This window comes from Thermomonas sp. (assembly GCF_041905325.1).
Taxonomy (GTDB): Bacteria; Pseudomonadota; Gammaproteobacteria; order Xanthomonadales; family Xanthomonadaceae; genus Thermomonas.
This window is the reverse complement of record NZ_JAYRLK010000006.1, coordinates 158,239-173,653: the sequence shown is the minus strand read 5'-3', so window position 1 is coordinate 173,653 and position 15,415 is coordinate 158,239. Positions and strand designations below refer to the sequence as shown.

Below are 15,415 nucleotides of genomic sequence, written 5' to 3'. Positions count from 1 at the left end.
ACGGCGCCGCGACCGGGCACGCGGGGGGCGTGCCCGGCACCGGGATCATGCCAGCCGCGCCCGTTGCGTGGAAAGCGCGACGAGTTTGGCGCTCCAATCGGCCAGCCGGGCTTGTTCCTGTTCCACCACCGCCGCCGGCACCCCGGCACCGAACTTGGCCAATTTGGTTTCGCTTTTCTCTTTCTCGGCGACGATTCTTGCGATTTCCTTGTCCAATCGCGTGCGCTCGGCGTCCAGATCGACCAGACCTTCCAGCGGTACGAACAGTTGCAGCTCGCCGACCAGCGCCGGGGCGGCGGCGGGCGGCTCGCCGGCCAGCGTTTCGATGCGTTCGAGTTTGCACAGGAAGCGCAGCTGCGCGTCCAGTCGCGTGATGCGGGTGGCGTCTTCGGCATTGCCGCCGCGCAGCAGCAGGCCGACCTGCTTGGCCGGGGAGACCCCCAGTTCGCTGCGAATCCGGCGCACCGCGCTGACCATGGCTTTCAGCCATTCGATATCGGTATCGGCGCTGGCGTAGGCGGCCACATCCAGATCGCCTGCTTGCGGGTAGGGCTGCAGCATCAGGCTGCCGCTCTTGCCGAGCTTGGGCGCAACCGATTGCCACAGCTCCTCGGTGACGAAGGGGATCAGCGGGTGCAGCAGACGCAGCAGGGCGTCGAGCACATGCAGCAGGGTGTGGCGGGTGCTGTCAGCGGCTGCGGCATCGTCACCGTTGAGCGCCGGCTTGGCCAGCTCCACGAACCAGTCGCAGAACTGGTTCCAGGCGAATTCGTACAGGCACTGCGCCAGCAGGTCGAAGCGGTAGCTGGCGAAGTGTTCCGCGGCTTCCGCGCTGACCCGGTCGAGCTGCGACAGGATCCAGCGTTCGGCGTCGGTGCCGGGCTGCGGCTTGCCGGTGAAGGTTGCGTCGCCGACGTTCATCAGCGCGAAGCGCGTCGCGTTCCACAGCTTGTTGCAGAAATTCTTGTAACCCTCGGCGCGGGCGAGGTCGAACTTGATGTCGCGGCCGGGGCCGGCCAGCGCGGCCATGGTGAAGCGCAGCGCGTCGGCACCGTGCGGGTTGATGCCGTTCGGGAACTCCTTGCGGGTGTCCTTCTCGATCTTCTCGGCCATCTTCGGCTGCATCAGCCCGAAGGTGCGCTTGGCGACCAGGTCGTCGGCGCTGATGCCGTCGATGATGTCGATCGGATCCAGCACGTTGCCCTTCGACTTCGACATCTTCTGGCCGTTCTTGTCGCGCACCAACCCGGTGATGTAGACGTCGTGGAAGGGCACCTGGCCGGTGAAGTGGTCGGTCATCATCACCATCCGGGCGACCCAGAAGAAGATGATGTCGAAGCCGGTGACCAGCACGTTGGATGGCACGTGCTGCGCGAAGCCGCGCTCGGCCATCGCCGCCGGGTCCGGCCAGCCCTGCGTGCTGAACGGGAACATCGCCGAGGAGAACCAGGTCTCCAGCACGTCCGGGTCCTGCCGCAGCGGCGCATCGCCGAGGCCGTGCGCCGCGCGCACCTCGGCCTCGCTGCGGCCCACGTAGACCTTGCCCGCCTCGTCGAACCACGCCGGGATGCGGTGGCCCCACCACAGCTGGCGGCTGATGCACCAGTCCTGCAGGTTCTCCATCCAGTGGCGGTAGGTGTTGATCCAGTTCGACGGCACGAACTTCACCGCGCCGCTCTCCGCGAGTTCCAGCCCGCGCTTGCCCAGCGTGTCCATCTGCACGAACCACTGGTCGGTCAGGTAGGGCTCGATCACCTGGCCGCTGCGGTCGCCGCGCGGCACCTGCAGCTTGTGCGGCTTGACCTCGACCAGCAGGCCGGCGGCGTCGAGGTCGGCGACGATCAGCTTGCGTGTATCGAAGCGATCCAGCCCGCGGTACTTCTCCGCGATGTCGTCGCGGCTGGAAACCACCCGCGCGTCGTCGGTGAAGATGTTGATCAGCGGCAGCGAATGCCGTTGGCCCACCGCGTAGTCGTTGAAGTCGTGCGCCGGCGTCACCTTGACCACGCCGGTGCCGAAGGCGCGGTCGACGTAGTCGTCGGTGATGACCGGGATGCGGCGGCCGGTCAGCGGCAGCTCGACGGACTTGCCGTGCAGCGCGAGGTAGCGCGGGTCTTCCGGATGCACCATCGCGGCGGTGTCGCCGAGCATGGTTTCGGGACGGGTGGTGGCCACCACCACGTAGTCGCGGGTCTCGCGCAGGATCTCGTTGCCGTCGGCATCGACCTCCACGTGCTCGTAGCTCGCGCCGTCGGCCAGTGGGTAGCGGATCGACCACAGGTGGCCGTTCTCTTCCTCGCTCACCACCTCCAGGTCGGAGATCGCGGTCTTCAGCACCGGGTCCCAGTTGACCAGCCGCTGGCCACGGTAGACCAGGCCCTGCTCATGCAGGCGCACGAAGGCTTCGGTGATCGCGGCGGACGGCATCGGGTCCATGGTGAACACGCTGCGCGACCAGTCGCCGGACGCGCCGAGGCGGCGCATCTGCCGCTCGATGGTGTCGCCGCTGTGCTGCTTCCACTCCCAGACTTTCTCGATGAACTTCTCGCGGCCCAACGAATCGCGGGTGTCGCCCTTGCCCTCGATGGCAAGGTTGCGGCTGACCACCATCTCGGTGGCGATGCCGGCGTGGTCGGTGCCCATCTGCCACAGGGTGCGGTAGCCGCGCATGCGGTGGTAGCGCACCAGCGCGTCCATCAGCGTGTGCTGGAACGCATGGCCCATGTGCAGCGTGCCGGTGACGTTCGGCGGCGGCAGCAGGATGGTGTAGGCCGGGCCGTCGCCGGTCGGCACGAACGCGCCGCTGCCTTCCCACTGCTGGTACAGGCGGGTTTCGAAGGATTGCGGGTTGAAGCCGGCGTCGAGATTGGTCATGGGGGTCACATGTCGAACTTTTTCAATTCAAAACCCAGCGCCTGGTAGTGCTTCCAGCGTTCGCGCAGCGGGCCGCGCGCAGCCGGGTCGGCCGGTACCACTTCCAGCACGCGGTCGAAGGCACCCTGCGGCGGTTCGTCGCGCAGGTTGATCAGCAGCGGGCGCAGCGCGGCATCGGTGTCGGGCGTGGCGATCAACACCGGCGCTTCGTCTTCGTCTTCGTCCTCACCGGCAATCTGGTGCGGCAGGTACTCGTCGGGGTCGAATGCCCACAGCAAATCGTCCAGCGCCTCGGCCTGCGCGCGGTCGCGCGCCAGCACCAGGGTGGGCAGTTCCGCCGCGTACGCCCGCTTCGCCAGCTCGCACACCAGCAGCAGCGGCTGCTCGCGGAAGCGCGGCTTGTCGATCAGGTAGAAGTGGGCGCGCTGCACGGTTTACCCGGCGCGGTCCAGCAGCCATTGCGCCAGCATGCCGACCGGGCGGCCGGTGGCCATGCCCATCTTGCCGTCGTCGGAGGCCGCGCCGGCGATGTCCAGGTGCACCCAGCGCTGGCCGTCGGTGAAGCGCGACAGGAAGCAGCCGGCGGTGATCGCGCCGGCCCAGCGGCCGCCGATGTTGTAGACGTCGGCGAAGGCGGAATCCAGCATCGGCTGGTATTCGTCCCACAGCGGCAGCTGCCAGCCGCGGTCGAACACGGTTTCGCCGGCGTCCAGAAGCTCGCGCGCCAGGTCGTGACTGGTCTTGGTCATCACGCCGGTGGCGTGCTTGCCCAGCGCGACCATGCAGGCGCCGGTCAGCGTGGCCACATCCACCAGCGCGGCCGGCTGGAAGCGTTGTGCGTAAGTCAGTGCATCGCACAGGATCAGGCGGCCTTCGGCGTCGGTATTGCCGACCTCGACGGTCTTGCCGGACATCGAGGTGATGACGTCGGACGGGCGGTAGCTGTCGCCGTCGATGGCGTTTTCCACGGCGGCGGCGATGCACACCAGGTTCACCGGCAACTGCATGCCCACGGCGGCGACGAAGGTGCCCAGCACGCTGCCGGCACCGCACATGTCGTACTTCATTTCCTCGATGCCGCCCTGCGTCTTCAGGTTGACGCCGCCGGTGTCGAAGGTGATGCCCTTGCCCACCAGCACGTAGGGCTTGGCGTCGCCGCCGTTTTCGTATTTCAGCACCACCAGCCGCGGGCGCTGCGCGCTGCCACGCGCCACCGCCAGCAGCGAGCCCATGCCGAGCGCTTCCATGTCGGCATCCTCCAGCACCTCGCAGCTGACGTGCGCCTTGCCCTGCGCGAAGTCCCGCGCCTGTTGGGCCAGATACGCCGGGTTGCAGATGTTCGGCGGCAGGTTGCCCACCGCGCGGGCGAATTGCACGCCCTCGGCAATGGCGATGCCCTGTGCCAACGCGGTGGCGTCGTCACCGGGCAGGTGCAGCGTGGCCAGGCCCTTTTCATCGCGCTTCTTGTTCTGCGTGCCCAGGGTGGCGACGTAGCGGTAGCAGGCGTGGTCGGCGGCGATCACCGCCTGGCGGAGATTCCACGCGGCATCGCGGTCTTTCACCGCCACCTCGGTGAGGGTGAGCAGTGCGCTGGCCACCGGGCCGGTCTTGAGTGCGCGGGCGGCATCGCCCACTGCCTTGATGTATTGCGATGCGCCGAACTTGCCGGCCTCTCCCAGCCCGACCAGCAACACGCGCGGTGCGGTGACGCCCGGCAGGTCGTGCAGCAGTGCGGTCTTGCCGGTCTTGCCGGTCACGTCGCCACGCGCCAGCAGGGCTTGCAGGCGGCCGCCACTGGCGGTGTCGAGGGCTTGCGCGGAGGGCGACAGGCTGCCGTCGGCAAACACGCCGGCAATCACGCAGTCGACGTTGACGGTTGCGGGGGGGGTCTGGTTCAGGCTGAATTCGAGGCTCATTAAGCAAGGTATCCGTGCTGGTTTGCCCATGGGCGGGCATGGCACCCGCGGTGGGCGGGCGGGTGTCGCTTACAATGCGCGGCCGCGTGGCGTTGCCGCGCGCGGTGGACTCATCATTCTAAAGCATGTTCTGGAGCACGCCGGCCCGATGCCGAAGCTGGATCGCTATCTCAGTGCCGAATTCGCGCGTGCCGTACTGGCGGCGCTGGTGGTGCTGGGCATGGTCAGCCTGGGCGGGGTGTTCGCCGATCTGATCGGCGAGATGGCGCGTGGCAAGGTGCCGCCGGTGCTGCTGCTGTCGCAGCTGGGCCTGCGCCTGCTGGGCTATCTGCCCTTGATCCTGCCGCTGGCACTGTTGCTGGGCCTGTTGCTGGCCATCGGGCGGCTGTACCGCGATTCGGAAATGCACGTGCTCACCGCGCTGGGGGTGGGGCCCCGGCGGCTGCTGCGGCCGCTGGCGCTGGTGGTGCTGCCGACCCTGGTCACCATCGCGCTGTGTTCGCTGTGGCTGGGGCCATGGGCCAACCGGTTGGCGCGCGGGATGGTGGTCGAGGCCAACCGGAACCTGCTGGTGGCGGGGCTGGAGCCGGGCCGTTTCACGCCGCTTGCCAACGGCGGCGTGGCCTACGTGGGCGACATGTCCAGCGATGGCACCCGGTTGGCGCGGGTGTTCCTGTACCGCGAACGCGGGGCGCGGATGGACGTGGCCACCGCCCGTGATGGCGTGCTCTATCGCGATGCCGGTGCGCGCGTGCTGGCGCTGCTGGACGGCTTCCGGGTGGAAGGGCCCGCGGCCGGGCCGGCGCTGGACTACCGCCTGATGCATTACGCCCGCAACGAAATCCAGCTGCCCGATGCCGACGCGCCGCGCTTGCTCGATGCCCCGGAGTTCCAGCCGACGGCCACGTTGCTGGCCAGTACCGCGCGGCCGGAGCGCGCGGAGCTGCACTGGCGGATCGCGCCCACCCTGCTGGCGCTGGCGTTTGCGCTGCTGGCGGTGCCGTTGGCGCGCAGCGCGCCGCGCCAGTCGCGGCATGGTGCGCTGCTGCTGGCGTTCCTGGCCTACCTGCTGGGCGTGTTCCTGATGATGCTGGGCACGCAATGGCTGGCCGAGGGACGCCTGCCGCTGGCCCTGGGGTTGTGGTGGCTGGTGCTGCCGATGCTGCTGGTGGGCGCGCTGGCCTATGCCCGGGATGGCCGGGTGGCGCGGCCGAGGAGCAACCGATGAAGCATTGGCCGCGCTTGCACGACAGCTACCTGGCCAGCGTGGTGCTGGGTGGCGTGCTGATGGCATGGGGCGTGCTGCTGGGGCTGGACCTGGTACTGGCCTTCGCCGGCGAAATGGGCGACGTCGGCAAGGGGGCCTACACCGTCAACCACGCCATTGCCGCCACCGGGTTGACCATTCCCAGTCGCGCGTACGGGCTGTTTCCCACGGCGGCGGTGATCGGCATGTTGATGGGGCTGGGCCAGCTGGCCGCCACCTCCGAGCTGACCGCACTGCGCGCGCTGGGGTTGTCGCGCGTGCGCCTGGGCACCTCGGTGACGCTGGCGTTGAGCGTGTTGACCGTGCTGATGGTGATCAATGGCGAGACCCTGGCGCCGTGGGGCGACGACCGTTCACAGGCGATCCGCTCGGTGCGGCACAAGGAAATGGTGGTTTCCAAGTACAGCGGGATGTGGGCGCGGGAAGGCGACATGTTCCTCAACGCCCGGGGTGGCGAGGAAAAACAGCGCGGCACCGAGCGCTGGCTGGAATTGCGCGGCGTGCGCATGTTCGAGTTCGACTCCGCCGGCCGCCTGCGTTCGATCGCCACCGTCGACATGGCCGAGCACCGCGCCGGATACTGGCTGCTGCACGGGGTGGAGCGCACCGTGTTCGGCACCCGGTCGGTGCAACGCGCGAAGGTGGCGCAGGAGCGCTGGGACTCGAAGCTGGACGAGTCGGCGCTGGCATCGGGGGTGACCCGGCCGGGCAACATGGGCAGCGCGGAACTGCGCGCCAGCATCGATTACCGCAAGCGCAACGGGCTGGAGTCGGCCGACTTCGAGAACGTGTATTGGGGGCGCTGGTTCTATCCCTTGAACGTGCTGGCGCTGTGCCTGGCGGCGATGCCGTTCGCGTTCGGCTCGTTGCGCAGTGGCGGCTACGGCAAGCGCGTGTTCATCGGGATGGTCTTTGCGCTGGGGTTCTGGGTCAGCCAGCTGATTTTTTCCAAGCTGGCCGGGATCTACCGTTTCGATTTCCGCATTGCCTACGCGATGCCGCCGTTGTTGATGCTGGGGATTTCGTTCCTGCTGTTCCGTCGCCGCAGCAGCTGAGGCACCTGCGTCCCGGGCCTTACGCCGCAGGCCGGCGCTGCATCCGCGTTCCACTGGCGCGGTCGTGCCATGCGAGCCGGTCGCGGTCGATCCACGCCCACCACAGGCCCAGCCCGCCGCACAGCAGCGACACCCCGCCCACCGCATAGCGCAGCCACAAGGCGCGGGTGCCGGGTGCGCCCCCGGCGCTGGCCACCACCTGCAACCGCCACGGCCGCATGCCGATGGTCTGCCCGCCGCGCCGCCAGCTGAGCACCGCATACAGGCCGGCCACCAGCCACAGCGCGCCGAATTCCAGCCCGCCCAGCCAGCCACCGCGCACCGCATCGCCATGCAGCAGCGTGAACACGCCGGCGGTGATGAACCACAGCGCCAGCACCGGGAAGAAGTCGTACAGCAGCGCCAGCAGGCGCCAGCCGATCAGGGCAGGGGGACGATGGGGAACGGGCATCCGCGCAGGATACCGCGTGCGCATTGCGCGCCGGGTGCTCTACCCTGCGGCCATGCCGACCGCCACCGACCGCCGCCAGTGGTTCCGCGCCTTGCCGCCGCTGGCGGACACGGATGCGGCGGCCATCGAGCGCTTCCTCGATGCCGCCTGGGCCGAGGGCGGGTTGGCGCAGGCCACGCTGGCGGCGTATCGCAGTGATTTGCAGGGGCTGGCACGCTGGTTGTCGCGGGAGGCCCGCCCGGGCCTGCCGCAGGCGCGTCGGGAAGACCTGTTCGCTTACCTGGCGGTGCGCGCCGGGCTGGGCTACCGCGCGCGCAGCACGGCACGACTGTTGTCCTGCCTGCACGCATTCTTCGCACAGGCGCTGCGGCGCGGCGAACGCCACGACGACCCCACCGCCCTGCTGCAAGCCCCGAACCTGCCGCGCCTGCTGCCCAAGGCGCTGTCCGAGGCGCAGGTGGCGGCGCTGCTGGAAGCGCCGCAGCTGGCCACCCCCGCCGGCCTGCGTGATCGCGCGATGCTGGAATTGATGTACGCGGCGGGCCTGCGGGTGAGCGAGCTGGTGGGCCTGCCCGGCACCGCAGTGAACCTGCGCCAGGGCGTGCTGCGGGTGGTCGGCAAGGGCGGGCGGGAGAGGCTGGTGCCACTGGGCGAGGAATCGCGACACTGGCTGGAGCGCTACCTGCGCGATGCGCGTCCGGCGCTGTTGCGGGGCGCGCGCCAGCCGGCCGCCAGCGTCGGCCTGTTCGTCGAGCCGGGCGGCGGTACGCCCAGCCGGCAGGCGTTCTGGGCGCTGGTGAAGCGGTATGCGCAGGCGGCCGGCATCGACCCGGCCCGGGTCAGCCCGCACGGCCTGCGCCACAGTTTCGCCACCCATCTGCTCAACCACGGCGCCGACCTGCGCGCGTTGCAGATGCTGCTGGGGCACAGTGCGTTGTCGACGACGCAGATCTACACGCTGGTGGCGCGCGACCGCCTGCGCAATCTGCATGCCCGGCACCATCCGCGCGGCTGAACCCGGGCGTGCGTGCGAGAATGCGGAACCTCGGGGCGCATCGGCAGGTCACAGGTGCGCCCGGCCTTCGGAGTCATGATGAAACATCTTTTCCTCGCCTTGTTGCTGGGCCTGAGCCTGTCCGCCTGTGCCCAGCCCGCCCCCGGCCGTGGGTCCGCCAAGCCGGATGCCGATGCCCCCGCCGCCGCCGCGCAGAGCTTCGCCGCTGGCACCCCGGAGGCGCGTGCCCGCGAAGCCGTGCTGGCCTTGGGGCCCAACGTCACCATCGAGCGCATCGGCGCCGCGCCGATCCCCGGATATCGGGAAGTGGTGGCCGGCGGCAGCGTGGTCTACGTCAGCGACGACGGCAAATACATGTTCCAGGGCGGGCTGGTGGATATCGCCAAGCGCGAGGACCTGAGCGAAACGGCGATGGCCAAGGTGCGCAAGGACATCCTGGCCGCGTTGCCGGAAGCCGACCGCATCGTGTTCGCGCCCAAGGGCGTGACCCGGCACACGGTGGTGGTGCTCACCGACGTGGAATGCGGCTATTGCCGCAAATTCCATTCCGACATCGCCTTGTACAACGCGCTGGGCATCCGGGTGGAATACCTGGCCTTTCCGCGTGGCGGGCTGGCCAGCGACGACTACCGCCGGATGGTGGCGGTGTGGTGCGCGCCGAATCGCCAGAAGGCGTTGACCGACGCCAAGAACGGCGTCCCGGTGCAGCAGGGTGCCTGCCCGCGCACGCCGGTGGACATGCAGTACCGCGCCGGGCTGCGGATGGGGCTGGAAGGCACCCCGATGATCCTGAACGAGGACGGCCGCATGCTGGGCGGCTACTTGCCGCCGGAGCGCCTGCTGCAACGGCTGGATGCGCTGGCGGAGGCCCGCAAGGCCGGGTAAGGGGCGGCGCCGGCCGGGTGTTGGCGGCTCGGCTACAATGGCAGGCCGTCCACACCCAGTCACCGGACATGATCGTCCTCGAGGGCACTTCGGCCCTGTCGCCGTTTCGGCGCGACCGCTTGCAAACCCGCCTTCAAACCATCGCCCCCGGCGTGCGGATCGCCGGGGCCTGGCATGGCTACTGGGTGGACCCCGAACCCGGCAGCGCGCCCGATATGGCCGCGCTGTGCCGCATCCTGCAAGCCGGTGAGGAGATCGCCGCTGCTGCCCCCGGCAGCCTGACCCGTTTCGTGGTGCCGCGGCTGGGCACGCTGTCGCCGTGGGCCAGCAAGGCCACCGAGTTGCTGCGCGGCGCCGGCCTGCCGGTCAGGCGCGTCGAGCGTGGCCTGCGCATCGACCTGCTCAGTTGGCCACAGGCGGCCGCACAGCAGGCGGCCTTGGCGAAGCTGTTGTGCGACCCGATGACGCAATCGCTGCTGGAGGCCCGCGCCGATGGTGCGGCGCTGTTCTCCGCGCAGCCGGCGGGCGACGTGGAAGTGATCCCGCTGGCGCAGCTGGAAGCGGCCAATGCGCGGCTTGGGCTGGCGCTGGCGGACGACGAGATCGAATACCTGCGCGCACGCTATGGCGAACTGGGCCGCGACCCCCACGACGTCGAACTGATGATGTTCGCGCAGGCCAATTCCGAGCACTGCCGACACAAGATCTTCAACGCCAGCTGGACCATCGACGGGCAGCCGCAGCCGCTGTCGCTGTTCAAGATGATCAAGCACACCCACGCCACCACCCCGGCGCACACCCTGTCGGCCTACAGCGACAACGCGGCGGTGGTGGCGGGTCATGCGGCCTCGCGCTGGCGTCCGGACCCGGCGTCGCAGCAGTACCGCAGCGAACCGGCCACCGACAGTGCGTTCTGCATCAAGGTGGAAACCCACAACCATCCGACCGCGATCGCGCCATTCCCCGGTGCGTCCACCGGCGCCGGCGGCGAAATCCGCGACGAAGGGGCCACCGGCCGTGGCGGTCGCCCGAAGGCGGGCCTGGCCGGGTTCTCGGTGTCGCACCTGCGCATCCCCACGTTGCCGCAGCCATGGGAAGGCGCGCGCAGCCTCAACCCGCGCATGGCACCGGCGTTCGAGATCATGCGCGACGGCCCGCTGGGCGCGGCGGCGTTCAACAACGAATTCGGCCGTCCCAACCTGGTGGGTTACTTCCGCAGCTTCGAACTGCACGAAGGCGAGGGCGTGGACGGTCACACGCTGGTGCGTGCCTACGACAAGCCGATCATGCTGGCCGGCGGGCTTGGCGCGATGGACCGCACCCAGGTGGAAAAACTGCGGCTGTCGCCCGGCGATGCCGTCATCGTGCTGGGTGGCCCGGCGATGCTGATCGGCCTCGGCGGCGGTGCCGCCAGTTCGGTGGCCTCCGGCGACACCAGCGAGGACCTCGACTTCGCCTCGGTGCAGCGCGACAACCCGGAAATGGAACGCCGCGCGCAGGAAGTCATCGACCGCTGCGTGGCGCGCGGCACCGACAACCCGATCCTGTGCATCCACGACGTCGGCGCCGGTGGCCTGTCCAACGCCATCCCCGAACTGCTGCACGACTCCGGCGTGGGCGGCGTGATCGACCTTGGCAAGGTGCCGAAGGACGACCCGTCGCTGTCGCCGATGCAGCTGTGGTGCAACGAATCGCAGGAACGCTACGTGCTGGGCGTGGCCCCGTCGCGGGTCGCCGAATTCGCGGCGCTGTGCGCGCGCGAGCGCTGCCCGTTCGCGGTGGTCGGCACCGCCACCGCCGAGGAACACCTGCGGGTGGGCTACGCCGGCCAGCCGCCGGCCATCGATTTGCCGATGGACGTGCTGTTCGGCAAGCCGCCGAAGATGCACCGCGACACCGCGCATCCGGCACCGCCGCGCTGGCCGCAGGCCGACACCGACGCGCTGGACCTGCGCGTCGCCGGCCTGCGCGTGCTGGCGCATCCGTCGGTGGCCGCCAAGTCCTTCCTCATCACGATCGGCGATCGCACCGTCGGCGGCCTCACCGCGCGCGACCAGATGGTGGGCCCGTGGCAGATGCCGGTGGCCGACTGCGCGATCACGCTCGCGGGTTTCGACGGCTTCACCGGCGAGGCGATGAGCGTGGGCGAGCGCACCCCGCTGGCCCTGCTGGACGCCGCCGCCTCGGCGCGGATGGCGGTGGGCGAGGCGATCACCAACCTGATGGCGGCGCCACTGGAGTCGTTCGACCGCATCAAGTTGTCCGCCAACTGGATGGCCGCCGCCGGCCATGCCGGCGAAGACGCGCGGCTGTTCGACGCGGTGAAGGCCGTGGGCATGGAACTGTGCCCGGCGCTGGAGCTGAGCATCCCGGTTGGCAAGGACTCGCTGTCGATGCAGGCGCAGTACCAGGCCGATGGGCGGATGCACAAATCGGTCTCGCCGGTGTCGCTGGTGGTGTCCGCGTTCGCCCCGGTGGCTGACGTGCGCGACCAGTTGACGCCACTGCTGCGTCGCGACGTGGAGTCGGAGCTGTGGCTGATCGGCCTCGGCGGCGGGCGTCAGCGCATGGGCGGTTCGATCCTGGCCCAATGCTTCCCCGATGCCAATGAAGGTGCCGCGCTGCCCGCGTTCGGCGGCGAAGCACCGGATCTCGACGACCCGCAGCGCCTGCGCGCGCTGTTCGAACTGGTTCGCGATGCGCGCACCGACGGCCTGTTGCTGGCCTACCACGACCGCTCCGATGGCGGCGTGTTCGCCGCGCTGTGCGAAATGGCGTTCGCGTCCCACCTCGGGCTGGACATCCGCCTCGACGGCTGGGGCGACGGCCGCACCGGCGACCCGTTGCGGGTGCTGTTCAACGAAGAGCTGGGCGCGGTGGTGCAGGTGCCGACGGAGGAACGCGCCGCGTTCGCCGACCTGGTGGCCCGCCACGGCCTGATCGAATGCGCGCAGCGCATCGCGGTGCCCACCACCGCGCCGGTGGTGCGCATCGCCGATGGCGGCGACGTGCTGGCCGAGTGGCGCTGGGACGAGCTGTTCGATGCCTGGTGGTCGGTCACCCACGCCATGCAGCGGTTGCGCGACAACCCCGACGGTGCCGACAGCGAGCGGGCCTCGGTGCGCCGTTTCGATGCCCCCGGCCTGCAACCGAAATTGACCTTCGATGCAGCCGAGGACATCGCCGCACCGTTCATCGCGACCGGCGCGCGGCCGAAGGTGGCGATCCTGCGCGAGCAGGGCGTCAACAGCCAGGTCGAAACCGCCTACGCATTCGACCGCGCCGGCTTCGATGCCTTCGACGTGCACATGAGCGACCTGATCGCCGGCCGCTTCGACCTGGCCGATTTCCACGGTTTCGTCGCCTGCGGCGGCTTCAGCTACGGCGACGTGCTGGGTGCGGGTCGTGGTTGGGCCACGTCCGTGCTGGAGCGCGCCGCGCTGCGCGCGATGTTCACCACTTTCTTCGCCCGCGACGACAGCTTCTCGCTGGGTATCTGCAACGGCTGCCAGATGCTGGCGCAGCTGCGCGCCATCATCCCCGGCGCCGAGCACTGGCCGACCTTCCAGCGCAACGCCAGCGAGCAGTACGAAGCGCGGCTGGCACTGCTTGAGATCGGCGAGTCGCCGTCGCTGTTCCTGCGCGGCATGGCCGGCTCAAAGATCCCGGTGGCGGTGGCGCATGGCGAAGGTCGCGCGGTGTTTGCCAACGTGATCGACCAAGGGGCGGTGGACGTGGCCGCGCGCTACGTCGAGGGCGGTCGCATCGCCGACAGCTACCCGGCCAACCCGAACGGCTCGCCCGACGGCATCGCCGGCGTCACCAGCCGCGATGGCCGCGCCACCTTGCTGATGCCGCATCCGGAACGCACCCTGCGCACCGCCAACTTCAGCTGGGCCCCCGCCGACTGGCCGGAGGATTCCCCGTGGCAGCGCATGTTCCGCAACGCGCGGACGTGGCTGGGGTGAGCGGGGGTTTCGAGCGGCGCTAGCCGCGAGCCCGCGAACGCCCGGCGGCTTGCAAGCCGACGGGCCGGGGGTGCCACCGAGCGGCGCTAGCCGCGAGCCCGCGAACGCCCGGCGGCTTGCAAGCCGACGGGCCGGGGGTGCCACCGAGCGGCGCTAGCCGCGAGCCCGCGAACGCCCGGTGGCCCGCAAGCCGCCGGGTGTCGTCGTTTCGGCACCGGCCTGCGGCCTGTTAAAGTCCGCAGCGGATTGTTGGAGAGCCCGCTGCGTGAATGCCGTTGCAAGCCAGACTTCGCCTGAGCCGGTGGATGCCGATGCGCGCATCGCCGCCCTGTTGCTGCAACGGGGCAAGCTGAAGGACGCCGACCTGGCCTCCGCGCGCCGCCTGCTGGAGCAGGATGGCGGCAGCCTGCTGCGCTTGCTGGCGCGGCTGGGGCTGGTATCCGAGCGTGATCACGCCGACGCCTGCGCGGCGGCGCTGGGCCTGCCGCTGCGCAGCGCCAAGGACGCCCCCGAGCTGCCGCCGGATGACGTGGCACTGGGCGTGAAGTTCATGAAGCAGTTCCACGTGGTGGCCACCGCCACCGACGCGGACGGCATCGACGTGCTGCTGGCCGACCCGCAGGATGCCTATGTGCTGGAGGCGGTGCAGCTGGCTTGTGGCCGCCCGCTGCGGGCCGCCGTGGGGCTGCGCAGCGAAATCGACGAGTTGATCGAGCGTTGGCACGGCTCCGGCCGCAGTGCGATGGACAGCATCGTCGATGTGGCCGAAAGCGAGGCCGCCTTCGATGATGTCGAACACCTGCGCGACCTGGCCTCGGAAGCGCCGGTGATCCGGTTGGTGAACCTGGTCATCCAGCGCGCGGTGGAGCTGCGCGCCTCCGACATCCACATCGAGCCGTTCGAAACCCGCCTGAAGGTGCGCTACCGCATCGACGGCGTGCTGGAAGAAGGCGAAAGCCCGCCGGCCAACCTCACCGCGGCGGTGATCAGCCGGGTCAAGATCATGGCCAAGCTCAACATCGCGGAACGGCGCCTGCCGCAGGACGGCCGCATCGTGATGCGCGTGCAGGGCAAGGAGCTGGACCTGCGCGTGAGCACGGTGCCCACCGCACACGGCGAGTCGGTGGTGATGCGCCTGCTGGACCGCGAGACGGTGGTGCTGGACTTCGAGCGCCTCGGCTTCGGTTCGGCGTTCATGCCGCGCTTCCAGAAGGTGCTGGAGCAGCCGCACGGCATCCTGCTGGTGACCGGCCCGACCGGCTCCGGCAAGACCACCACCCTGTACACCGCGCTGAGCAAGCTCAACACGCCGAAGGTCAAGATCATCACCGTCGAAGACCCGGTGGAGTACCAGATCGAGGGCATCAACCAGATCCAGGCCAAGCCGGCGATCGGGCTGGATTTCGCCAACGCGCTGCGCAGTATTGTTCGCCAAGACCCGGACATCATCATGATCGGCGAAATGCGCGACCTGGAAACCGCGCGCATCGCCATCCAGTCCGCGCTCACCGGCCACCTGGTGCTGAGCACGCTGCACACCAATAACGCCGCCGGCGGCATCACCCGCCTGCTGGACATGGGGGTGGAGGATTACCTGATGACCTCCACCATCAACGGCATCCTCGCCCAGCGGCTGGTGCGCCGGTTGGAACCGACCCATGCCGAGCCATATCCGGCATCGCCGGAGGAAATCGAGCGCTTCGGCCTGCGCCGTTTCCAGCCGCAGGGCGAGATCCTCCTGTACCGCCCGAAACCCTCGCCGTTGTCGCCCACCGGCTACCTGGGCCGCACCACCATCATGGAACTGCTGGTGATGGACGACGACATCCGCCGCGCGGTGATGCGCCACGCCGGCATGGACGAAATCGAGAAGCTCGCGCGCCAGGCCGGCATGGCCACGATGTACGAAGTCGGCATCGCCAAGGCGCTGCGCGGCGAGACCACCATCGAGGAAGTGCTGCGCGTGACGGAGGATGCCTGAGGC

10 protein-coding genes are annotated in these 15,415 nt (G+C 69.5%); 6 read left to right on the top strand and 4 right to left on the bottom strand.

Going from position 1 to position 15,415, the window contains the following annotated elements; translation table 11 throughout:
• Positions 1-45 precede the first annotated feature (45 nt).
• From ACE3OK_RS08800 to ACE3OK_RS08790, 3 genes are read right to left on the bottom strand one after another with little or no spacing between them, the layout of a single operon-like run.
• Entirely contained in the window at positions 46-2,874 is a 2,829-nt protein-coding gene (locus tag ACE3OK_RS08800; protein WP_374249159.1) for a valine--tRNA ligase, read from the bottom strand.
• Positions 2,875-2,879: 5 nt separating this feature from the next.
• Positions 2,880-3,305, bottom strand: coding sequence for a DNA polymerase III subunit chi (locus tag ACE3OK_RS08795; RefSeq protein ID WP_374249158.1), 426 nt, complete (start codon positions 3,303-3,305; stop codon positions 2,880-2,882).
• A gap of 3 nt (positions 3,306-3,308) precedes the next feature.
• Positions 3,309-4,790 carry a leucyl aminopeptidase gene (locus ACE3OK_RS08790; protein ID WP_374249157.1) on the bottom strand — a complete coding sequence of 494 codons (1,482 nt, stop codon included), beginning with the start codon at positions 4,788-4,790 and terminating at the stop codon, positions 3,309-3,311.
• A gap of 148 nt (positions 4,791-4,938) precedes the next feature.
• Between ACE3OK_RS08790 and lptF the strand changes: the two genes are divergently transcribed.
• Both lptF and lptG read left to right on the top strand, forming a co-directional pair.
• Positions 4,939-6,018 carry an LPS export ABC transporter permease LptF gene (lptF, locus tag ACE3OK_RS08785; protein ID WP_374249156.1) on the top strand — a complete coding sequence of 360 codons (1,080 nt, stop codon included), beginning with the start codon at positions 4,939-4,941 and terminating at the stop codon, positions 6,016-6,018.
• The gene (gene lptG, locus ACE3OK_RS08780) at positions 6,015-7,112 is read left to right on the top strand and encodes an LPS export ABC transporter permease LptG (protein WP_374249155.1); all 1,098 of its coding nucleotides are present in this window, start codon (positions 6,015-6,017) and stop codon (positions 7,110-7,112) included. The genes lptF and lptG overlap by 4 nt, the downstream gene beginning before the upstream one ends.
• 19 nt (positions 7,113-7,131) lie before the next feature.
• Here lptG and ACE3OK_RS08775 read toward each other — a convergent pair whose 3' ends face one another.
• On the bottom strand, positions 7,132-7,563 hold the full coding sequence (locus tag ACE3OK_RS08775) for an RDD family protein (RefSeq protein ID WP_374249154.1): 432 nt from the start codon (positions 7,561-7,563) through the stop codon (positions 7,132-7,134).
• 52 nt (positions 7,564-7,615) lie between these two features.
• Here ACE3OK_RS08775 and xerD point away from each other — a divergent pair, with 52 nt between their 5' ends.
• The 4 genes from xerD (at position 7,616) to gspE (ending at position 15,412) form a co-directional block, all read left to right on the top strand.
• Complete coding sequence (gene xerD, locus ACE3OK_RS08770) at positions 7,616-8,578, top strand: site-specific tyrosine recombinase XerD (RefSeq protein WP_374249153.1); 963 nt, start codon at positions 7,616-7,618, stop codon at positions 8,576-8,578.
• A gap of 78 nt (positions 8,579-8,656) precedes the next feature.
• Complete coding sequence (locus ACE3OK_RS08765; protein ID WP_374249152.1) at positions 8,657-9,463, top strand: DsbC family protein; 807 nt, start codon at positions 8,657-8,659, stop codon at positions 9,461-9,463.
• 68 nt (positions 9,464-9,531) lie between these two features.
• On the top strand, positions 9,532-13,431 hold the full coding sequence (purL, locus tag ACE3OK_RS08760) for a phosphoribosylformylglycinamidine synthase (RefSeq protein WP_374249151.1): 3,900 nt from the start codon (positions 9,532-9,534) through the stop codon (positions 13,429-13,431).
• Positions 13,432-13,696: 265 nt separating this feature from the next.
• Positions 13,697-15,412 (top strand): type II secretion system ATPase GspE, encoded by a 1,716-nt coding sequence (gspE, locus tag ACE3OK_RS08755; protein WP_374249150.1) that lies wholly within the window; start codon positions 13,697-13,699, stop codon positions 15,410-15,412.
• The last annotated feature ends 3 nt before the right edge of the window (positions 15,413-15,415 follow it).